Source organism: Bacillus sp. AR2-1 (assembly GCF_008368755.1).
Classification (GTDB): domain Bacteria; phylum Bacillota; class Bacilli; order Bacillales; family Bacillaceae_G; genus Bacillus_A; species Bacillus_A wiedmannii.
Map to the genome: position 1 here is coordinate 60,602 of NZ_QORY01000032.1, position 17,941 is coordinate 78,542.

Below are 17,941 nucleotides of genomic sequence, written 5' to 3' on the forward strand. Positions count from 1 at the left end.
TCAAATTAAACCTAGTTAGGGTATCGCCAGCCTTTCGGAAAAAACTACACTATGCCAAAAATACTATAAGCTGTCCATATGGACAGCTTATTTACATAATTACCGTTGTCGGAAGTCAATGTTTCTGAGAATCTATAAAGTTCTATCGCTTATTTTCAATCAATTTCTCCAGTTCTTTTAAATACATTTCCATTCTCTGTTTTAAAATATCCTTATTTCCCATTTGCTGTTCAACCTTATAACTTAAATCCTTTTGTTTTAATAGTAAGTAATGTTCATAAATTTCTAATAAGATCCACAACAGATATTCATCAATTAGTCTTTTATATAGAGAGTGGTCATTGCCTGCATACCCTTTAACAAAACCCTCTGCTATGCCGTTTAATACGTCTACATTGCTATCATAACCCCTATCTATATATCTTGGAGCGTTGGAATAAGAAGGAAGAAGAAGTTTATAACAAAAGTAAAAGTAACCAGCATACTTTACATCAAAATCTAATCTAGGATATGGATCAATAACGGAAACATTATCCTGGTGGAATACTATATTCTCAGGGGTAACATCTTGATTAACTAAAGATATCTTTTGTATCCTTTTTCTTCGGATAGAAATGATATTCTGTATTTTTAATTCAACCTGTTTCCGATTGAATTTTAACTCTGAGTTACTTAGCTTTTTTAATGCTTTAAGATAAAAGTCATTATCTTGCTCCCATCTCTCTTGAATATCTAATGCTTCCTTACCTTCTATATTGTTTTCGCTCCATATTAAATTTCCATACCCCTTCAGCATAGGATCCTTATCGTGCATCTCTTTATAAAATTTTCCCAACAACTGTCCTAAATATAATGATTTGTTATAGTCTAAGCTATGTAACGGTAGACTACCTCCCATAAAGCTTTCTACATTAAATATTATTTCTTCATCAATAAAGTATTTAAATTCGGTGGGGCATATTCTCCAAATGCATTTGTTGGCTTGGTTATAATATGTTTTGGATGATTCATATTCTGTAAGAAGATGCTGTCTGGTGTAAGTTTGAAGCTGATTATATGCTTTCTTTTTTTTAATTCTTATAACAAAATCTTGATTTGAAAATGTTTTTATTCTATAAACTTCATGCCATGCACCTTCTCCAACATGTATCAATTCTTTCAAATCATTTATCATTAATTGTTTTAAAATATAATCAATTTCTTTGTTAGTTAACTTTTGCATACGGTATTTTCACCTCCGGAAATATTTCCAAATAATTCAATTTTATCATAACTTCAATTTTTTCGTATGTATATCCTATACACTAATAGTTAACATAACGTCTCATTATCGGTAGCAAGAAAAAGGAGAATCCTGCTCTCACAAGGAAACTTTCTTTTTTAGTTCTATGAATCTATACATTTTTTTATACATTCCTATTCTAGCGCGGTTTTAGGGTTATTGATTGTTACTGGATTTTCCGAAAAACTGTATAAAATCTTGCATAATATTAACGTGGAGGTTTTCCGAAATGCTGGCGGTACCCCATGCCTATCAACTTAAGAATGTAGAATTGCCCAAAAAAATAAGTTAGCACAAAATTTCGTTCCGGGGGTAGTTTTATTTTCTTAGCTTTATAGCGATGTGGCCGTACCCTATATTATTAAAATCGAAATGGTTCAAGTCGGAGGAAGGCACCCTAGGGTGTTTTTTTATTTTATTCGACATAATATGACAATATATGAATGTTAATTTTGATAAGATTGTCCAGAAATATTACATTTTATATATCTTGGAGGAATTAAATTATGAGCAAAAAATTATTAATGGCTTTAGCATGCAGTGTGTTACTTATGGGATTGGCTGCTTGTGGATCAAATGATAAAGCAAGTACATCAGAAGAACCAAAGCAAGAAACTAAAAAAGAAGAGGAACAAAAGAAAATAGAAGAACAGAAAAAAGCCGAAGAACAGAAAAAGGCTGAAGAGCAAAAGCGATTAGATGAACAACGCAAACAAGAAGAGGCTCACAGACAACAGGAAGAACAAAAGAAACAACAAGAAGCAGCTCGAGCAAAAGAACAGGAGCAACAAAAAGCTGCAGCTAATACAGCACCTCAGCAACAAGCGGAACCTAAACAACAGAAAGTACACTTTGCAAACTGTACAGATGCAAATAATGCCGGTTATTATGATATAACTCCAGATAGCCCAGCTTATGCTTCACATTTAGATCGTGATGGCGATGGTGTAGCTTGTGAACGAAATAAAGGACATAAAAAATCTAGTAAAAAACATTAGATTGAAGGATTAGCACTCTTATGAGTGCTTTTATTTTTTCTCAATGACCAATAATACTTAACATGGTAAAATAATATTCGGATGGGAGTCCAATACATATTATTAAAATTAAAGTGGTTCAAGTCGGAGGAAAGCACCTTTGGGTGTCTTTTCTTTAATTAATTTGCATTAAATTAATTAAACTTTATAAACGAATGTAGTAAAATAGAATTGGGTGGGAACCCGGATATATTTGTGCTGTAAGAAAAGACTTATGTAGATCAAGTAGTGAGAGAGGGCACTTTGAGAGAAGTGCCTTTTCTTTATTTTACTAATTAATAACCTGTTCTCCTCTATATGGAGTACCGCCACATCGCTATCAAGCTAAGAAACGCAAATACCTCAAAACGAAAAAATGAGCATTTTGTTACAAAATAGTACAAAATTTCTTTCTGGGGGTACTATAAAATTTTAGCTTGATGGGCATGTGGCGGTACCTCTAGTAAGACTGCATTCTAGATTTTGATTCAACCTATAGCAAACTTATGATTCTAAAATTATTCTTGCATTTGAGTAAAAATACCATTATATTTGTATTAACAACTATATAAATAAAACATAATTCACGTAAAGGACACACCTTACGTACCATCCCAACGGTACAGGTGTGTCCTTTTTTACGTTCTAGGAGGAAACTATAATGAAAGAGGATAAGACAAACACTCAAACTGTAGAGGAACTTGGAATGGCTTTTGAATCAGAGAACACACAAGGTGACACAGCGTTAGAAACAAACTTTAATCAATTTGAGCGAGTACGTGATCATGAACTAGAGGAATTAGCTCGTATGAAACGGGAGCGTACTGTAGGGAAAGGGTTAATTACTGTCGTATCTGAAAAACTGTTTCCAACTAAAAATGGTACATCAGAGCGTATACAAGTACTTACAATTGAAATTGGTACTCATACGACTGCATACTGTCCCATTACAGAGGCTGGAATCAATATTCCTAAAAACCCTCAGTGGCTAGTAGGAAGGACAAAACCTGTTATTATTGAGCACTTCCAAAGAACCGAAGAAGGTAACTTTGCCGTTGTATCTATTACCGCAGGAGAACTAGCACTTCAAAAGAGATTGTATGAAGAAGTAACAGCACAAGAGGGGAATAAAGTATACACAGGAACTGTTTCTGGACATATTCCATCTGCACAAACTGTTTTAGTTGAAGTTCATGGTGTAACAGTGGGAGTAAGGTATTCCCAATGGTCACACTCATTTGTACGCCCAGAGGATATTGTAATTGGTGATGTTGTAGAACTTATCATTGATAAAGTAGTAGAAAAGAATGGCCGTTATGAATTTAGAGGAAATAAAAAGAAACTAGAAACAGATCCAATGGATAAGCTATTAGAGCTAAAGAAACGCCGTGACCGCTTTGTAGGTAAAATAGTAGGGGTAGATGCAATTGCTGGTATTTTCGTAGAAGTTGCACCAGGTATTCAATTTAAAGGACTAAAGAGCCGTAATCTTGCCAACCCAACTGCGGAAGATGCAATAAACCAAACGATTGTTACATGCGAGCTGCTTAATATCGATGCCAAAAATAGAAAAGGAACTGTACGTATCCTAAATTACCCCCAAGGACAGAGTAAAAAATCTAATTCGTCAATTTATCAATTTTAATGGATGATTATGCGTACAATAGAGAAACAATTGTCTACTTATGTACCATCTATTCCTCATTTATCAAATGAGGATGTACAGGGACTTCAAATATATCGAATACATGAACTGGATAAATCCTATGTATTCCATTCTTATGAAGAATTGGTTAAGTTTAAGCAGCGTTTGACAGAAGAACAGTATGCCATACTTACTTTCATTGGTGTTCATACATCTGTTCGATTCAATCATTTACTATATTTATTCAAGAACAAATATTCACGTAAGAAAATAAATGATGCACTTCAAGGATTACTTTACTATCGTCTAATTGAAAAATGGCAGGTTGAGAGTTTTGATTTGGAAATCTTTGAAGAAACATATACATTATCCGATAATGGTTATAAGCTCTTAAAATACTGGAAAGGTAATATGTTTTTCTTTGCTCCAGAGCGTCTTGATAATCACGGTAAATTTGTTCATCTACGCTATTGGCATGATATAGACCTACTTTGCCACCTGCGTTATGCTCCTTCCTTTATAGGGCATATTATGCATCCATCTATTAGTAAAGGGGTTTTTACCCCTCCTTTAAGTTTTGTTGCGCAGGGCGGAGTAAATCAAGAATTTAATTTTGTTGTATACTCCACCTTATTAACAGATAAAAAGAATCGCTTAAGACAAATTATTGCTAGATGGAGAGATTTCGTAGAGTCAGGTAAGGATGTTATCATAAAAGATTTAAGGAATAACCCTACAATCCTAGTTATTTATGTTTCTACTGAAAAACAAGCAAAGCAAATTAATAATGAACTACTACTTGATTTAATTCCTGGTAAAGTATTGCTATGTATAGGAGAAACATTACATGTAGAAGGATTACAACATGCTTTTTATCAGCCTCTTGCAGAGGGAGAGATTAAGCAATTAAATACAAAGCTATTTACTATAAACTAAGCCACCCTTACAAGCTATTGCTTTCTTTTAAAGGGTGGCTTGTTTGTTGTATAAAAAGCACGAAATATTCAAAAACAATTTAAGAAAACTAATTATCCTGTGTCTACCTCTATACAAAGTGCGGATTTTACGAAATAATACTATTTGATACCTGGTTTAACGACAACGATATATACAAATGTTGTTATTATTGAAATGAAATATACAAGAAAGGAGTAATACATTGCTACGCATACAAAGAGGGTACATGTACGATCCGGATGATAATGAAGTAATTGTAAATGAAATTTTCTACGATGCTGCTTCAGATAAAAAGCTAGGAAGTAAGATGGGGGTATTTGGTGCAGTAAAACTACCCACTGCTATTTTTCGAAAGGTTCAAGAAAATGAAAGTAAGTCCTATATGGAAAATATTGAAGTTGCAAAAGGAACTATTAGAGAAATACTTATTTATTTAGACCAAAATCAAAAACCAGAAAAACTATATTTTGAAATGCAGTACATGAAGTAACACCAAGAACCGAAAATAAGGGGGGATTTGTAGCAGTGGAAACAGGGACATTATTATTTAATACATATAATAACTGCATATAAAACCTCTTCTTATATTCGTTTAATTAAAACAATTGAATACAATATGAAAATAGTTTAATATAAAAATATGTTTATTGTTTAATTGATTCCGTTTATTCCCACGCCTTATGGGTTGTGGTTGAGTTGTAGAAGCAAGTTGTGTTCTTGTTTCAATTGTGAAAGGGCTTCTTTGAGCCGATTAATGTATATAGCTTATTTTGCTATGCGCATTTTCAATCGACTTAAAGAAGCCCTTTTTATATTGTCTTTAAGTTAGGAATCACTTGTAAATAGACCTTTTGGGCTAATAATATGCTAAATGAAACAAGCACATATATTGTGCTTGTTTCATTTAGAGGAGGGATCATATGATACTTTACAAAGTATAGCGTAAAAAAAACAATGTGAAGAATGAATTCGTAGTCTAACTCTTTAGTATTGTTAAGACTTTTTGAATTCAAAACTAAAAAAAGATATTAAATACTAATTTATAGTAGAGTAGAGAAAGAATGGAATATACAAATTAAGAACTAGGGATTTTATATAGAAATAAGGTACTCGTTGCAATGCTAAAAGCACAAGGAATTAGAAAACGAAAAATGAGAGGAGCACTATAATATGATTACAGTTAACCGAGGATATATGTATGATCCAGATGATAATGAGGTCTTAATTACCGAAATTTATTATGAAGCTGCTACCGATACTAAGTTAGGAAGTAAGATGGGGAATTTATCTTACACAGTTATCCCTAATGAAATTAAAGAACAAATAGAAGCAGCTGCTTCATTATCTTATATGGAAAACATCGAGATGTCTCAGCAATTAGCTGATGTATATCAAAATGAAATTAACATGTATGGAAAACCGGAAAAATTGTACTTTGAGTACACAAACATGTAAGAGGCGCAAAGACATTGAACCATTTGGTTCAATGTCTTTTTATAAAAAGGCTTTAAACAAGCTAAATATAAATGAAATCGTAATCAATTAAAAATAGAGGAATTACATAATAGAGAATGTCTATACTAAGGTTCCTTCCTCCTCGTTTTTGTACATAATAAAAACCTCACCATCTTATAACACGGTAAGACCTTTACAACAAACAATAATTGCAACCATATTAATTTTACATTACATTAAGGTTAGAGAATCTTATTATACTAATAAATTGCTAAATAGTAGGTGGGGAAAATGGAATTTAACGATTTGGGTATTACCATTAAAGAACTTAGAATGAAAAAAAATATATCACAATCCGAATTATGTGATGGAATATGTTCACAAAGTCAAATTAGCAAGATAGAAAAAGGTATAATTTATCCATCTAGCATATTGTTATATCAATTATCTGAAAGACTTGGTGTTGATCCAAATAATATATTTGCACTAACTCAAAACAAAAAATTAAAATACGTACAAAATGTAAAACATGTAATGATGGATTGTACAAAGCAAAAACAATATAAAGAACTTTATGAAATAGTAAAAAAAGAGAAAAACGAAAATAATTTCCAATCAAGAGAAGATAAACAATTTCTTCTATGGTATGAGGCAATTGCTATATATCGTGTAAATAACACAACAAAATTGGCTTTAACTCTTTTAAATACTGCATTAAAACTAACTATAACTAATGTTGATTGTTTATCAGAAAGAGAAATAGATATTATGCAGTCAATTGCTATATTGTATGCGGAAAACAAAGAATACGAAAAATCGATTAATATATTAAAAAGATGTTTAACTAATTTTAACAAGTTAGATTTTCCTAGAGATAAAGAAATTAAATTAAAAGTCTTTTTTAATTTAACAAAATGTTTAAATCTAATGGATCAATATGAAGAATCAATAAGATACAGTGATAAGGGCATCAAAATGGCTATTAATCTAAATACGCTCTATCTATTAGGTGAATTATACTATTTAAAAGCTTCGAATTTATTAAAACTTAAACAACCTAATGAAGAAGCTGTTGTTAATAACATGAAAAAAGCATTATTTATATTTGAATTAACAGAAAAAGGACATTATATACAAATGATTAAAGATAAACTTATTGAAATACAAAATAAAAAACAATCATAATTTCGTAAAAACTACTTACAAGGCCCACAGGAAAAATCCCTATAGCTTTTAAACTTAGAACTATATTATTAAAATTAAAATGGTTCAAGTCGGAGTAAGGCACCTTGGGGTGTCTTTTTTATAGGAGGACACCAAATCACCATCAACTTAAGAAAAATCCCCCCAAAAAAACGAAAAAATGAGCTACCTTCTCAAAGTAACTACCTGTAGAGAAAGTAAATTTTCGTTTAGGGGGACTTTAAAATCTTAGCTTGATAGACATATGGCAGGACCCCATTTTAGTGTATTTAATACAATTAGGATAGGATCGTTGATTTACAGATCATTGTAAATATTAATACTACCTCTTTAAAGATATCTTAGTTTTGAATTTCATCCTACTTACCAACTCTTCTTCAGTTACTTCTTGTTTAATAAGATTGAGAATAAAGGTGTTTCTCATCTGCTGTACAGAAATGCGTTTGTTTAATTCTGCTCGCTTCACTTCAAATCGTATTATATTTATAAAGCTGTTGTATATCTTCCATGGTTAAGGAAACAGACCTAGTTAATCCATTTTCTCCAGATACCACTAAGGTATTTCTAATAAGCTGTATATGGCTGATATTAAGCGATACAAGCTCTTACAAGGTTAAACCATAGTTTACTATTAAATTGATTATACAAGCGTCTCTATCCATAATTAGAGGTCAAAATTTAGCCTATAATTGAATGAACCCCTTTGTCTTCATTATAATCATCTGATTTCTTTGGGTATATTATATAACAGAACGTAGGTTGAAGCCCTGCTACTGCCCTTTACTACACACGGTTGCTGGCATATTATTTACAAAGCCAAATGAATAAGGCTATCATCATACTCCAAAAAGGAACTACAAAGACTATTCCCCAAAATATCCCTTTGAAAAATCTAATCTCGTTATGCGTATTCATTTCTATATAAGTTGTATCTTTTAGTACAGTCATATTTAATCCTCCCAATAAGAATTGTTTACTACAATAAAAAAAAGGACAAACCTGGCCCTGATAGGGATACGTAGGTTTGTCCTTTTGTATGAGGGTAATGATATCTTTAATTACCATTATTATAACTAAATTAACAAATATTTTCAATTAGGTCTGACATCTTATTAACAATCATACTAGTAATAATAAAATCTATTATAAATATATATCTTATATATTAAAAAGAAATAAAGATAAAACTATTATAGGTTATCAAAAATAGGGGAAAGATCTACTCCCACAAGGGAAAATTTCATGTTAGAACGTAAAAAATCATAAATAGTAGAAAATGTATCCGTAGATTCAATGATTAATAGGTTATTAATTCTACAAAAAAGCAGAAAGAAAATCATATGTTTCTACATGAAATCGGAAAGAAATTAATACAAATCACTTTATATTTATCCAACTATGGGAATAGGCTTTATTTTCTTTATTTTGGTAAATGAGAAAGTATCTAATGTTCAATTATCCACATTTTGTTCAGAAAATGTAGATATTTGTTAACATAAATCAGTATTTACACATAACTCACATTATTGTTGATGATTTTTATTAGATGAAACAAACGAGACTAGTATTATCAAGGATATTGGAAAAATATTATTCACATTTGAACATTTTTGTCCTCATATCCACTGTTTTTATAAATATCCTTCTGATTTTTTGTAGGTATAAAATCGAATATTTTACTACACGTGAAGAATACCCAATGTGTAGTGTGGGGATTCTTGTATAGCTAGAAGAAGATTTGTATAGAATTGCATAAAAAAAGACCCCATTTTACATGCAGTCCTTCTGATTTGGTATGTATAAATAGAGTAGTGGGGAAGGGGTATTAATGAAACAAACACGAATAGCCCTCTACTTTTAATTTTTTCAAAAATAGAGAGCTTGTTGCTTTTATTTTATTTCTATTGCGGTTAGCACCTGATTAGGATCTGTTATTGTTACCCCAGCACGTACTAAACGTTCGAAGGTACGCATAAACTCTAGTAAATTAAACTGCTTTGGTAGCTCAATAACACGAAGTTTTTCTTGTGGCAGCTTATCAATTGCCTCGATAAACCATTCACGCACATCACTTGGAATCGTGCGTTCTTTATGACCACGAACTTTTAGTTTTTCACGCATTTCAATTTCTAAAGCGATATATGCATGGAGATTTACTCCCTGATCATATGCATATTTTCTAAATAACGTTTCTTCCTGGTATTTTAGATAATTGCGGTGATAAGACTCTTCCGTCACTGGTACTGCAAACTTCTGCTTCAGTAGTGCATGCACATTTTTAAACATCTTCTTAATGGTATGAAGAGAGTACATAGAATAATGTAGACCAAAATTAAAGACAGCTTGCTCACGGTCACTATTTCTCTCTTTTGGTATGTGCTGCGCAATAAGAGGGTAGATGCCTTCTTTCGCTGCTGTATCAAGAATTTGATATTGAGATGTTTGATGCAATAGTTTTTTCAATGTATATACAATTTTCGTTGGATACCCTTCTTTTCGATCAACCATGTCACGAAGCCCTCGAATGACACTGCGAATTTGACGATGACAAGTATGCTTTAATACATGAATGAACTTATTCATGTCTGAAGACAGTTCACCGATATTCATTTCTTGTAGAACTGATTCGATGAATTTCGCTTTACGAGCATAGGTAGCTCTTGGTGTAAAGGGATCCCTGTGTTGTTGTTCACCAGATTCTTTCGTACATAAGAAGTCTGAATGGATAGATAGGTATAAGGTTGTATATCGTTTTGTATGCTTTACACCTTTTTGCATTTTACAAATTTTGAATAGGGGATTCCCCGTACATGGTAATGCAGTTGTTAATTCTTCGATAACCGCATGAATTTGGTGCGGATATTTTTTATGTAAGAAACGATACATCCCACCAAAGTGAGTTTTGTTGCCTCTTTCATCCTGCTTGTCCAAAGAACGTTTTAAAGTTGTTTCTGTATGTTGTTGCATAGCGATGTCTAAGAATAGTTTCTTAGCTGCTACAGATAGCTTAAAGAAAGCCTTTGTAAATACAACAGGACTAATATATACGTAAGGATTTGCTTTTTCTGTTTCCTCATTCATAAAATGAGTGAGTTTGATTGTATAACGGCCATCTACTCCATTTTCGATGGAAATAACGTTATGTAAGTTTAATTTCTTTAATGCGATATAGAATTGAGAGTGTTGGATATAAGCAAATTCTTCTTTATATTGCTTGTAATCTTCCCACATCATATGTATTGTTACATTTGGAATGACACCATTTGTATAGCATTTTTTATGTAGGTACAAGAATACTTCAAGATCAGCATTCGTAATACCGTATAATTTATGTTTTCTTCCTGTTTTTTCTGCAATTGCAGACATTGCGCGACGTGAAAAAGATGGCTTGGCTTTTTCGACAAAGCCTTCTACGTCAGCAATACGTTCTTCGTATGTCATGTGCTGCAGAATATCTTCTAAATACGTATCTTTATAGCTGTAGTACTTCTCCTCAAATGTTTCCACAAATTTTTGCCAAGATTTTAATGTTACTAGCACTGCATTAGTTGTTTTCCCATTTAAGCTACGTTGATTACGTATCACAAATGATTTCCCCATCTTGTTCACCTCCGTTCTGCAAAATTCGAAATGTATGCCAGAATACTATAAAATATACCAATTTTGATTATAGCAAACCGAAAATTGGCGAAAGGTGCTCCTTTAAGAAGAAAATTAGCAACTTGCAACAGCTTATGAAGCTAGTTGTATCAAGGGATAAGAGAATTTTATGATTTTTTTTTGTGTTAAGGATACCGCAAACGTGTTGCAAGTTGGGTGATATGTATAAAAGTAAGTGGAAAGGTACCTAAATCCTTGGTATATAAAGGGTTAGAGTGAAAATGATAGGGAAGTTAGGGAAAGGATACCGCAAACGTGTTGCAAGTTGATGAACGCAATCCTTAAAAATGAATTGTAATGATTATCCTTGATATAAAAGGACTTGTTGGTATTTGTAGATTGAAAGTAGGGAAAGGATACCGCAAACAGTGTTGCATCTTATGAGAAAAATAAGGGCATGCATACCGCAAACGTGTTGCAAGTTGGGTGATATGTATAAAAGTAAGTGAAAAAGCACCTAAACCCTTGGTATATAAAGGATTAGAGTGAAAATGGTAGGGAAGTTAGGGAAAGGATACCGCAAACATGTTGCATTTTATGTATGTAACTTATTCAAAATATGAGAAAAATAGCTTAAAAACTTTAAAATGGCATGATTTTTTTACATTACTTGGTTGAGAAATAAATTATACTGTTGCAAGTTGAAAGAAATAGGGCATGCATACCGCAAACGTGTTGCAAGTGAGAGAGTTAAGGAAAGCAAAGCGCAAAAGGACTGTAAGTAAGGAGAAATAGGGAAAAGAAAGGGCAAACTGTTGCAAGTTAAAGAGTTAAGGAAAGCAAAACGCAAAAAGTGTGCAAGTTGAAAGAAAGAGGTAAGAAAAAGAGCAACGATGTTGCAAGTTGAAGAGTTAGGGAAAGCAAAGCGCAAAAGAAATGCAAGTAAAGAAGAGTAGGTAAAAGAAAGAGCAACGATGTTGCAAGTTAAAGAGTTAAGGAAAGCAAAACGCAAAGAGTGTGCAAGTTGAAAGAAATAGAGAAGAGAAAGGGCAACGATGTTGCAAGTGAGAGAGTTAAGGAAAGCAAAGCGCAAAAGGAATGTAAGTAAGGAGAAATAAGGAAAAGAAAGAGCAAACTGTTGCAAGCTAAAGAGTTAAGGAAAACAAAGCGCAAAATGAATGCAAGTTGAAAGAAATAGGGAAGAGAAAGGGCAACGATGTTGCAAGTGAGAGAGTTAAGGAAAACAAAGCGCAAAATGAATGCAAGTTGAAAGAAATAGATAAGAAAAGAGCAAAGATGTTGCAAGTTAAAGAGTTAAGGAAAGCAAAGCGCAAAAAGTGTGCAAGTTGAAAGAAATAGGGAAGAAAAAGAGCAAAGATGTTGCAAGTTGAAGAGTTAGGGAAAGCAAAGCGCAAAAGAAATGCAAGTAAAGAAGAGTAGGTAAAAGAAAGAGCAAAGATGTTGCAAGTTAAAGGGTTAAGGAAAGAAAGGCGCAAAATCTTATGAATATCTGTTACAATAGATTAAATAAAATAGTAGTAAAGAATTTTATGATAAAAACTACTTTGTTATGATCCATGGTTTAGGGAGGAATATAAAGTGGATAACTTATTACAAATGTTTCGAGATGCCTTGTTAATCTCTGAGCCAATTTATAAAACGAATGATCTAGTATGGAATAAGTGGAATGCATACTTTAAAGATGTTGAAAACAATAATAATAAAGTATTAACCTCACCTCATGCTTCCTCATCATTTACTGCATTAGTGTCTTGGCTAGAAAAAAAGCAAGAATCCGGTACTACATTAGTACAAATTTATGCCAAAATTGATTCCTATAAGGAAGAAATATATAAAGAAATTGAAGGATTTATAGACAAAGAATTTCAAAATGTAGCACCTTCAAATTCCAAAATATTAGAAAATGATCAAAATATAGATCAGACAAATATAGTGAACCATGAGGATTATTACGAGGTAAATAACTCTGCTGTTTATTATAAATTAAGAGATGGAATTGCAAAGAATCAATTTGAAGAGGATGACAATACCAAAGTTTTACAATATCCTATTGAAACGAAGTCTTCTAATGGGATGGCTCAACTTTCTTCACATAAAGACGAGGATTTAAGACTTACAAATATTGAAGAAGCTGCCCGATGGAATACCCTTGTTGATGATGTAATGAGTAATATGGATGATTTAACAGCAGATTGTTTAGATGCAATTACAATACAGTGGATCAACGAAGCAAAATCTCCAGATGAGTTTATTGATTTTTCATATGAGCAAGTTTTAGAGATGTGCAACATTCCAAAGACAGTCGTTAAAAATAAAGAATATTATCGAGCTGAAGATAAAATTAAAATAGCAAAAAGAATTGCCGCTTTAGCAAGTATTTTTATCTATTTAAATGATGATAATGAAGTCGTAGTATTAAATGATCGTGAAGATGAAGGGGAACGACTAGAATTAAAGCGTGAGGTTGTTAAGCGATTATTTGTATTAGATTCGGTTGTATTGTGGAGACATAGTGTTACGAATGAATATATGGGTATTGAATCTTGTCGTATTAAGCCAGGTAGCTTTTTAACCAATTATTTATATGGATCAAATAATACAACAGCATTATTGTCTAAAAAAGCACTTGAATACAATAGTTATAGACACAAATATCATAAAAGGTTAATTCGATACTTAACATGGCAATGGAGAATTAGACAAATGTATTCATCATTGAAAAAGCCATATTCTATAGGTGGGGACAAAGGGCTGCTAGCAGTAATGGATATCCCAAAAGATTGGAAGCCGAATCGTATTAGAGAACAGTTAGAAAATGTTCTAATGGATTTAGAAAATGAAAAAGTAATCTCTCATTGGGAGTATAGTGATCCACTTGATGAACAACAAATTGGGAAACGTAATTGGTTTAAAAATTATTACACTAACTTAGGAATAACGATTTTACCACCTGAAGAAATGCTACAATCAATGGATAGGGTAATTGGAAAGAAGAGTATAGAAGAACCTCAAGAACAATTACCTGAAGTAACAGTTGTTAAAGAGATAAAGAAGACTGTAGAATCGGTCGAGCAAATAGAGAAAAAAATTCGTGACCAAATACTGAAAGTACACAATGAAAAAAAGGTAAGCATTCGTGAAATAGCAGATGAAATTAGTATTTCTCCGTCTACATTATCGAGATTTTGTAATTATAAAACAAAACGTTTATCTAAAAAAGCATTAGAAAAGCTAACGAAATGGTGTGAAAGACAAGAAATATTAGAAAAGATGTAACATAGACTAAATATTTCTTTTAATAATAGTCAAATTAAAAATACACATACATTATGTATGTGTATTTTACTTATATACAATTATAAAAGCCTGAATTTTCTTTGTTAATGATAATTTTGGAGGGCGAAAGTCCTACTAGATGATCAATATAGTTATGCTGTTTAATCCACTGCAATTAAATTTCTTGTCTTATCAATATGGTTCAGTAACATACGATATTCTTCTTCATACATAGTTAAACGTTGTAGAAGAGATTGATTCTCAGCTTTTAAATCTTCAATTTGATTTTGTAACTTTGTCAATTCATTCACATCTTTATAATTTTGTAGAAAGAGAATAATGTCATCTAATGTAATTGACAAAGAGTTTGTTTCTTTTTCTGGTGGGGAGAGTGAAATGTTGTTTCCAATTTTTTTGTCCTGTTTTGCTTGTTGTATTTCTACTTGGTATTGTTTTCTCACATAGGAATTCCAACGAAATCCACAAGCTACGGGTGTTCTAACTAGTAGTTTTGCAACTTCTTTGAATGCAGCTAACTGTGTTCCACCGTTACGAATATTCTGAAGTACTGTTGATGCGAGAAGTAAATCGTTATCTTCAGTCCAGGAGTCTTGTCTTGAGATTACCACATTTTAACCTCCTTATATGTTTTATATTACATATATGCAATTACTCCAAATGATAGAATCTCAACTTTTCTTGAAATAATTAGGAGTAAGTTGATAGAAGTATGTATGATTTTACATGCAAAATTGCATTTTAGGTTGACTATTTCGCAAAGGTGTAACTATAATGGTTACAGTTATGCGGTCTAATTAATAAAATTGTTGATATGAATTAGTTGTATTAACTATGTATAAAAAAGTATTAAAGAATGAATGGAGTTGAAAATATAGTCCTACATATAAAACGTTTTTATAAAAGAAATTAGGTAATATACATTTTTTTATAATCATATATTAATTTAAAGAGGTGCACGTTTTGAAAATTTTTAAGGGAATTCTAGTTTCTTCAATTGCATTAACAGCATTTAATGGAGTAGGCGGATTACTTCCAAGTGAAAAATCAGAAGTTGCCTACGCAGCTACTTACAATTATTCAAATAAGCAATTAAATTCTACTATACATAAGCAAGTTACTAAACAATTAATTTTGAAATTTAAAAATGAAGCGAATTTACCATATCAGGATGGAATAGAAAAATTCATTAAAGAAGAAAAACAAGATCCTGAATTCATTGGAATTTTAGCTGAATACCCAAATGTAACTATAAATCGACTTTTTAGTTCTTTAAATCCTAAAGAAATTAAAAATCTAGGTAAAGAAATAAAAGATTCCGATCATATTTCTTCTAATTTGCTAAACTATTATATTGTAGAAACTCAAGATGATATTGATGTACAAGCATTACTTACAAAAATCGGGAAATTATCTCTTGTTGAAACGGCGTATTTACAGGAGGAAGAGGCGCCACCAGAAGAGCGTTTACCAAATTTATCTGTTAATCCATATGATGAGCCTAGACTTACAAGACAAGGTTACCTTGAACCAGCACCATTAGGAATTAATGCACCTTATGCCTGGAGCATAAAAGGTGGAGATGGAAAAGGAACTACTTTCGTAGATATGGAGTATGGTTGGTTATTTAGTCATGAGGATTTAGTGAATCAAAAGATTGAATTGATATCCGGACAGAATAGGAGTGAACACCATGATCATGGTACCTCAGTCTTAGGTATTGTTTCGGCAGAAGATAATAACATAGGTGGAATTGGGATTGCACCAAAAGCTAAGGTAAAGGTTGTATCTCAGTTTAGGGATAACGGAAATTATAATACAGCTGATGCTATATTAAGTGCAGTTAACAATATGCAAGCTGGAGATATTCTTTTATTAGAAGCTCAAGCAACTTACGATGGATATGGAGATAAGAATTATTTTCCTGTAGAAGTAAAACCGGATTTATTTGATGCAATTCGTCTGGGAACAAATAAGGGAATTATTATTATTGAAGCAGGTGCAAACGGCGGAAATGATTTAGATCAATTTAGAGACCGTAATGGTAAACAAGTTTTAAATCGTAATAGTCCTGATTTTAAAGATTCAGGGGCAATTATGGTTGGGGCAGCTTCTGCAAGGGTTCCTCATAAACGTTCATATTTCTCTAATTATGGTAGTAGGGTGGATGTGTATGGATGGGGGAATGCAGTAGATACAACAGATGCTAAACCAAGTGAATTTACAACAAATCTATATACATCTAGTTTTGCTGGAACATCTAGTGCATCGCCTATTATTGCTGGTGCTGCTGCATCAATTCAAGGAATTGCAAAAAATAATCTGGGAAAAGTATATACACCAAGCCAGCTTAGGAATATCTTAAGTGACCCTAGTACTGGAACGAAATCTAACGATCCAATCTCTGATAAAATTGGTGTTTTACCTGACTTAAAAGCCATTTTATCTAAACTTGGTTTTTCACCAAACTTAGGTAATGATTCTTCCATTGTATTTCCTGAGGAGCAAGAAATAAATAAAGGGAATGAAGGTTCCACTATGACGTTCCCGAAAGAGGATTCCGATAATAGTGAGGGAAACTCTAACTTCATTTTCCCAGAATAATAGAAATATCTCCTATTTAGAATGAGGCAAAATAGTTTACTCAATAAGAACAAAGGATATGAATTCATATCCTTTTAATTATGCTATTTTTACTACCTTACAAAAACGTAATGTTAGCGTAATGGAAATGAATTTTGGCAACCAATAGATTAGGATATAATTTTTGTGAGAAAAGATATGAGGTGAATAATTTGAAACGAATAGTGCTTATGTGTAGTGTTTTTGTGATGTTTACTGTGTTGTTATCGGGGTGTAATTTAAATCGTCTTGGTACAGATACATATTATGTGCAAATTACCAAGGATGGTGAAAAATTAAAAGAGAAAAATGTAAATGGGGATACGACTTACGAATATAAATTAGCTGGATTTGATAAGGATGGTAAAGAGAAAGAAATGGAGTTTACAGCGTTAAAAAACCTTCGTAAAAAAGCGTTTTTACGTATATATTACTCTGAGAAAAAAGGTGTGAAATCTTGGGAAGAAGTTAAAAAAGACGAACTCCCTACAAAGGTAAAAGAAAAATTAAAGGTGGATTAATATATAATTCCTTGCTAGAGTAATATATGCTCAAATTATTAGAATGTATATTGAAATAGGCTAAAGTTTTTTAGAGTTGCAAAAGTAAGAGGCTGACAGTTATTGTCAGTCTTTTACTTTTGTAGGACGAAAATATAAAAGGCATTTAACAGGCGAAGTGTGGGATTATTAACAATTATTTAAGAACCAAAGCTACAATATACCTACTCCTGAATTATAATAATTTTAGGCCAGAAATAAGCTTCTAATTTTGTAAGGAGTTAAGTACTAAAAAGTCTTAATTTTGTTTAAGGATTTGTAGTCGTTTAAAGGATTTATGATTGGT

Annotated in this window: 13 protein-coding genes and 1 pseudogene; 9 read left to right on the top strand and 5 right to left on the bottom strand. The window is 32.1% G+C overall.

All coding sequences use genetic code 11. The features are described 5' to 3' along the window. Positions 1 to 142 precede the first annotated feature (142 nt). The gene (locus tag DT250_RS28265) at positions 143 to 1,222 is read right to left on the bottom strand and encodes a hypothetical protein (protein ID WP_149214099.1); all 1,080 of its coding nucleotides are present in this window, start codon (positions 1,220 to 1,222) and stop codon (positions 143 to 145) included. Between the two features lie 566 nt (positions 1,223 to 1,788). Here DT250_RS28265 and DT250_RS28270 point away from each other — a divergent pair. The 6 genes from DT250_RS28270 to DT250_RS28300 all read left to right on the top strand — a co-directional run bounded on the left by DT250_RS28270 (position 1,789) and on the right by DT250_RS28300 (position 7,540). Beyond that, a complete protein-coding gene (locus tag DT250_RS28270) occupies positions 1,789 to 2,280 on the top strand; it encodes an excalibur calcium-binding domain-containing protein (protein WP_149214100.1) in 492 nt (163 codons plus the stop codon). Positions 2,281 to 2,959: 679 nt separating this feature from the next. Continuing rightward, on the top strand, positions 2,960 to 3,943 hold the full coding sequence (locus DT250_RS28280; protein ID WP_149214101.1) for an RNA-binding protein: 984 nt from the start codon (positions 2,960 to 2,962) through the stop codon (positions 3,941 to 3,943). A 9-nt stretch (positions 3,944 to 3,952) separates the two neighbouring features. Next, positions 3,953 to 4,879 carry a hypothetical protein gene (locus DT250_RS28285; RefSeq protein WP_149214123.1) on the top strand — a complete coding sequence of 309 codons (927 nt, stop codon included), beginning with the start codon at positions 3,953 to 3,955 and terminating at the stop codon, positions 4,877 to 4,879. Positions 4,880 to 5,102: 223 nt separating this feature from the next. Then, positions 5,103 to 5,390 carry a hypothetical protein gene (locus tag DT250_RS28290; RefSeq protein ID WP_087983681.1) on the top strand — a complete coding sequence of 96 codons (288 nt, stop codon included), beginning with the start codon at positions 5,103 to 5,105 and terminating at the stop codon, positions 5,388 to 5,390. 680 nt (positions 5,391 to 6,070) lie between these two features. Beyond that, entirely contained in the window at positions 6,071 to 6,355 is a 285-nt protein-coding gene (locus tag DT250_RS28295) for a hypothetical protein (RefSeq protein WP_087983682.1), read from the top strand. Between the two features lie 291 nt (positions 6,356 to 6,646). Beyond that, positions 6,647 to 7,540: a helix-turn-helix domain-containing protein gene (locus DT250_RS28300; RefSeq protein WP_149214102.1), complete on the top strand. Its 894-nt coding sequence runs from the start codon at positions 6,647 to 6,649 to the stop codon at positions 7,538 to 7,540. A 340-nt stretch (positions 7,541 to 7,880) separates the two neighbouring features. Here the strand turns inward: DT250_RS28300 and DT250_RS32440 are convergent. From DT250_RS32440 to DT250_RS28310, 3 genes and pseudogenes are all read right to left on the bottom strand, one after another. After that, positions 7,881 to 8,229: pseudogene (locus tag DT250_RS32440) on the bottom strand (integrase); the annotation flags it as partial. A 133-nt stretch (positions 8,230 to 8,362) separates the two neighbouring features. Next, positions 8,363 to 8,506 carry a hypothetical protein gene (locus tag DT250_RS31895; protein WP_179865899.1) on the bottom strand — a complete coding sequence of 48 codons (144 nt, stop codon included), beginning with the start codon at positions 8,504 to 8,506 and terminating at the stop codon, positions 8,363 to 8,365. Positions 8,507 to 9,448: 942 nt separating this feature from the next. Further along, a complete protein-coding gene (locus DT250_RS28310; RefSeq protein WP_087983684.1) occupies positions 9,449 to 11,158 on the bottom strand; it encodes a hypothetical protein in 1,710 nt (569 codons plus the stop codon). 1,599 nt (positions 11,159 to 12,757) lie between these two features. Between DT250_RS28310 and DT250_RS28320 the strand changes: the two genes are divergently transcribed. After that, entirely contained in the window at positions 12,758 to 14,455 is a 1,698-nt protein-coding gene (locus DT250_RS28320; RefSeq protein WP_149214104.1) for a helix-turn-helix domain-containing protein, read from the top strand. 161 nt (positions 14,456 to 14,616) lie between these two features. Here the strand turns inward: DT250_RS28320 and DT250_RS28325 are convergent, their stop codons facing one another. Continuing rightward, a complete protein-coding gene (locus tag DT250_RS28325; protein WP_149214105.1) occupies positions 14,617 to 15,084 on the bottom strand; it encodes an RsfA family transcriptional regulator in 468 nt (155 codons plus the stop codon). A gap of 352 nt (positions 15,085 to 15,436) precedes the next feature. Between DT250_RS28325 and DT250_RS28330 the strand changes: the two genes are divergently transcribed. Both DT250_RS28330 and DT250_RS28335 read left to right on the top strand, forming a co-directional pair. After that, on the top strand, positions 15,437 to 17,077 hold the full coding sequence (locus DT250_RS28330) for a S8 family peptidase (protein WP_149214106.1): 1,641 nt from the start codon (positions 15,437 to 15,439) through the stop codon (positions 17,075 to 17,077). 191 nt (positions 17,078 to 17,268) lie between these two features. After that, positions 17,269 to 17,616 carry a YxeA family protein gene (locus DT250_RS28335; RefSeq protein WP_046956011.1) on the top strand — a complete coding sequence of 116 codons (348 nt, stop codon included), beginning with the start codon at positions 17,269 to 17,271 and terminating at the stop codon, positions 17,614 to 17,616. Positions 17,617 to 17,941 lie beyond the last annotated feature (325 nt).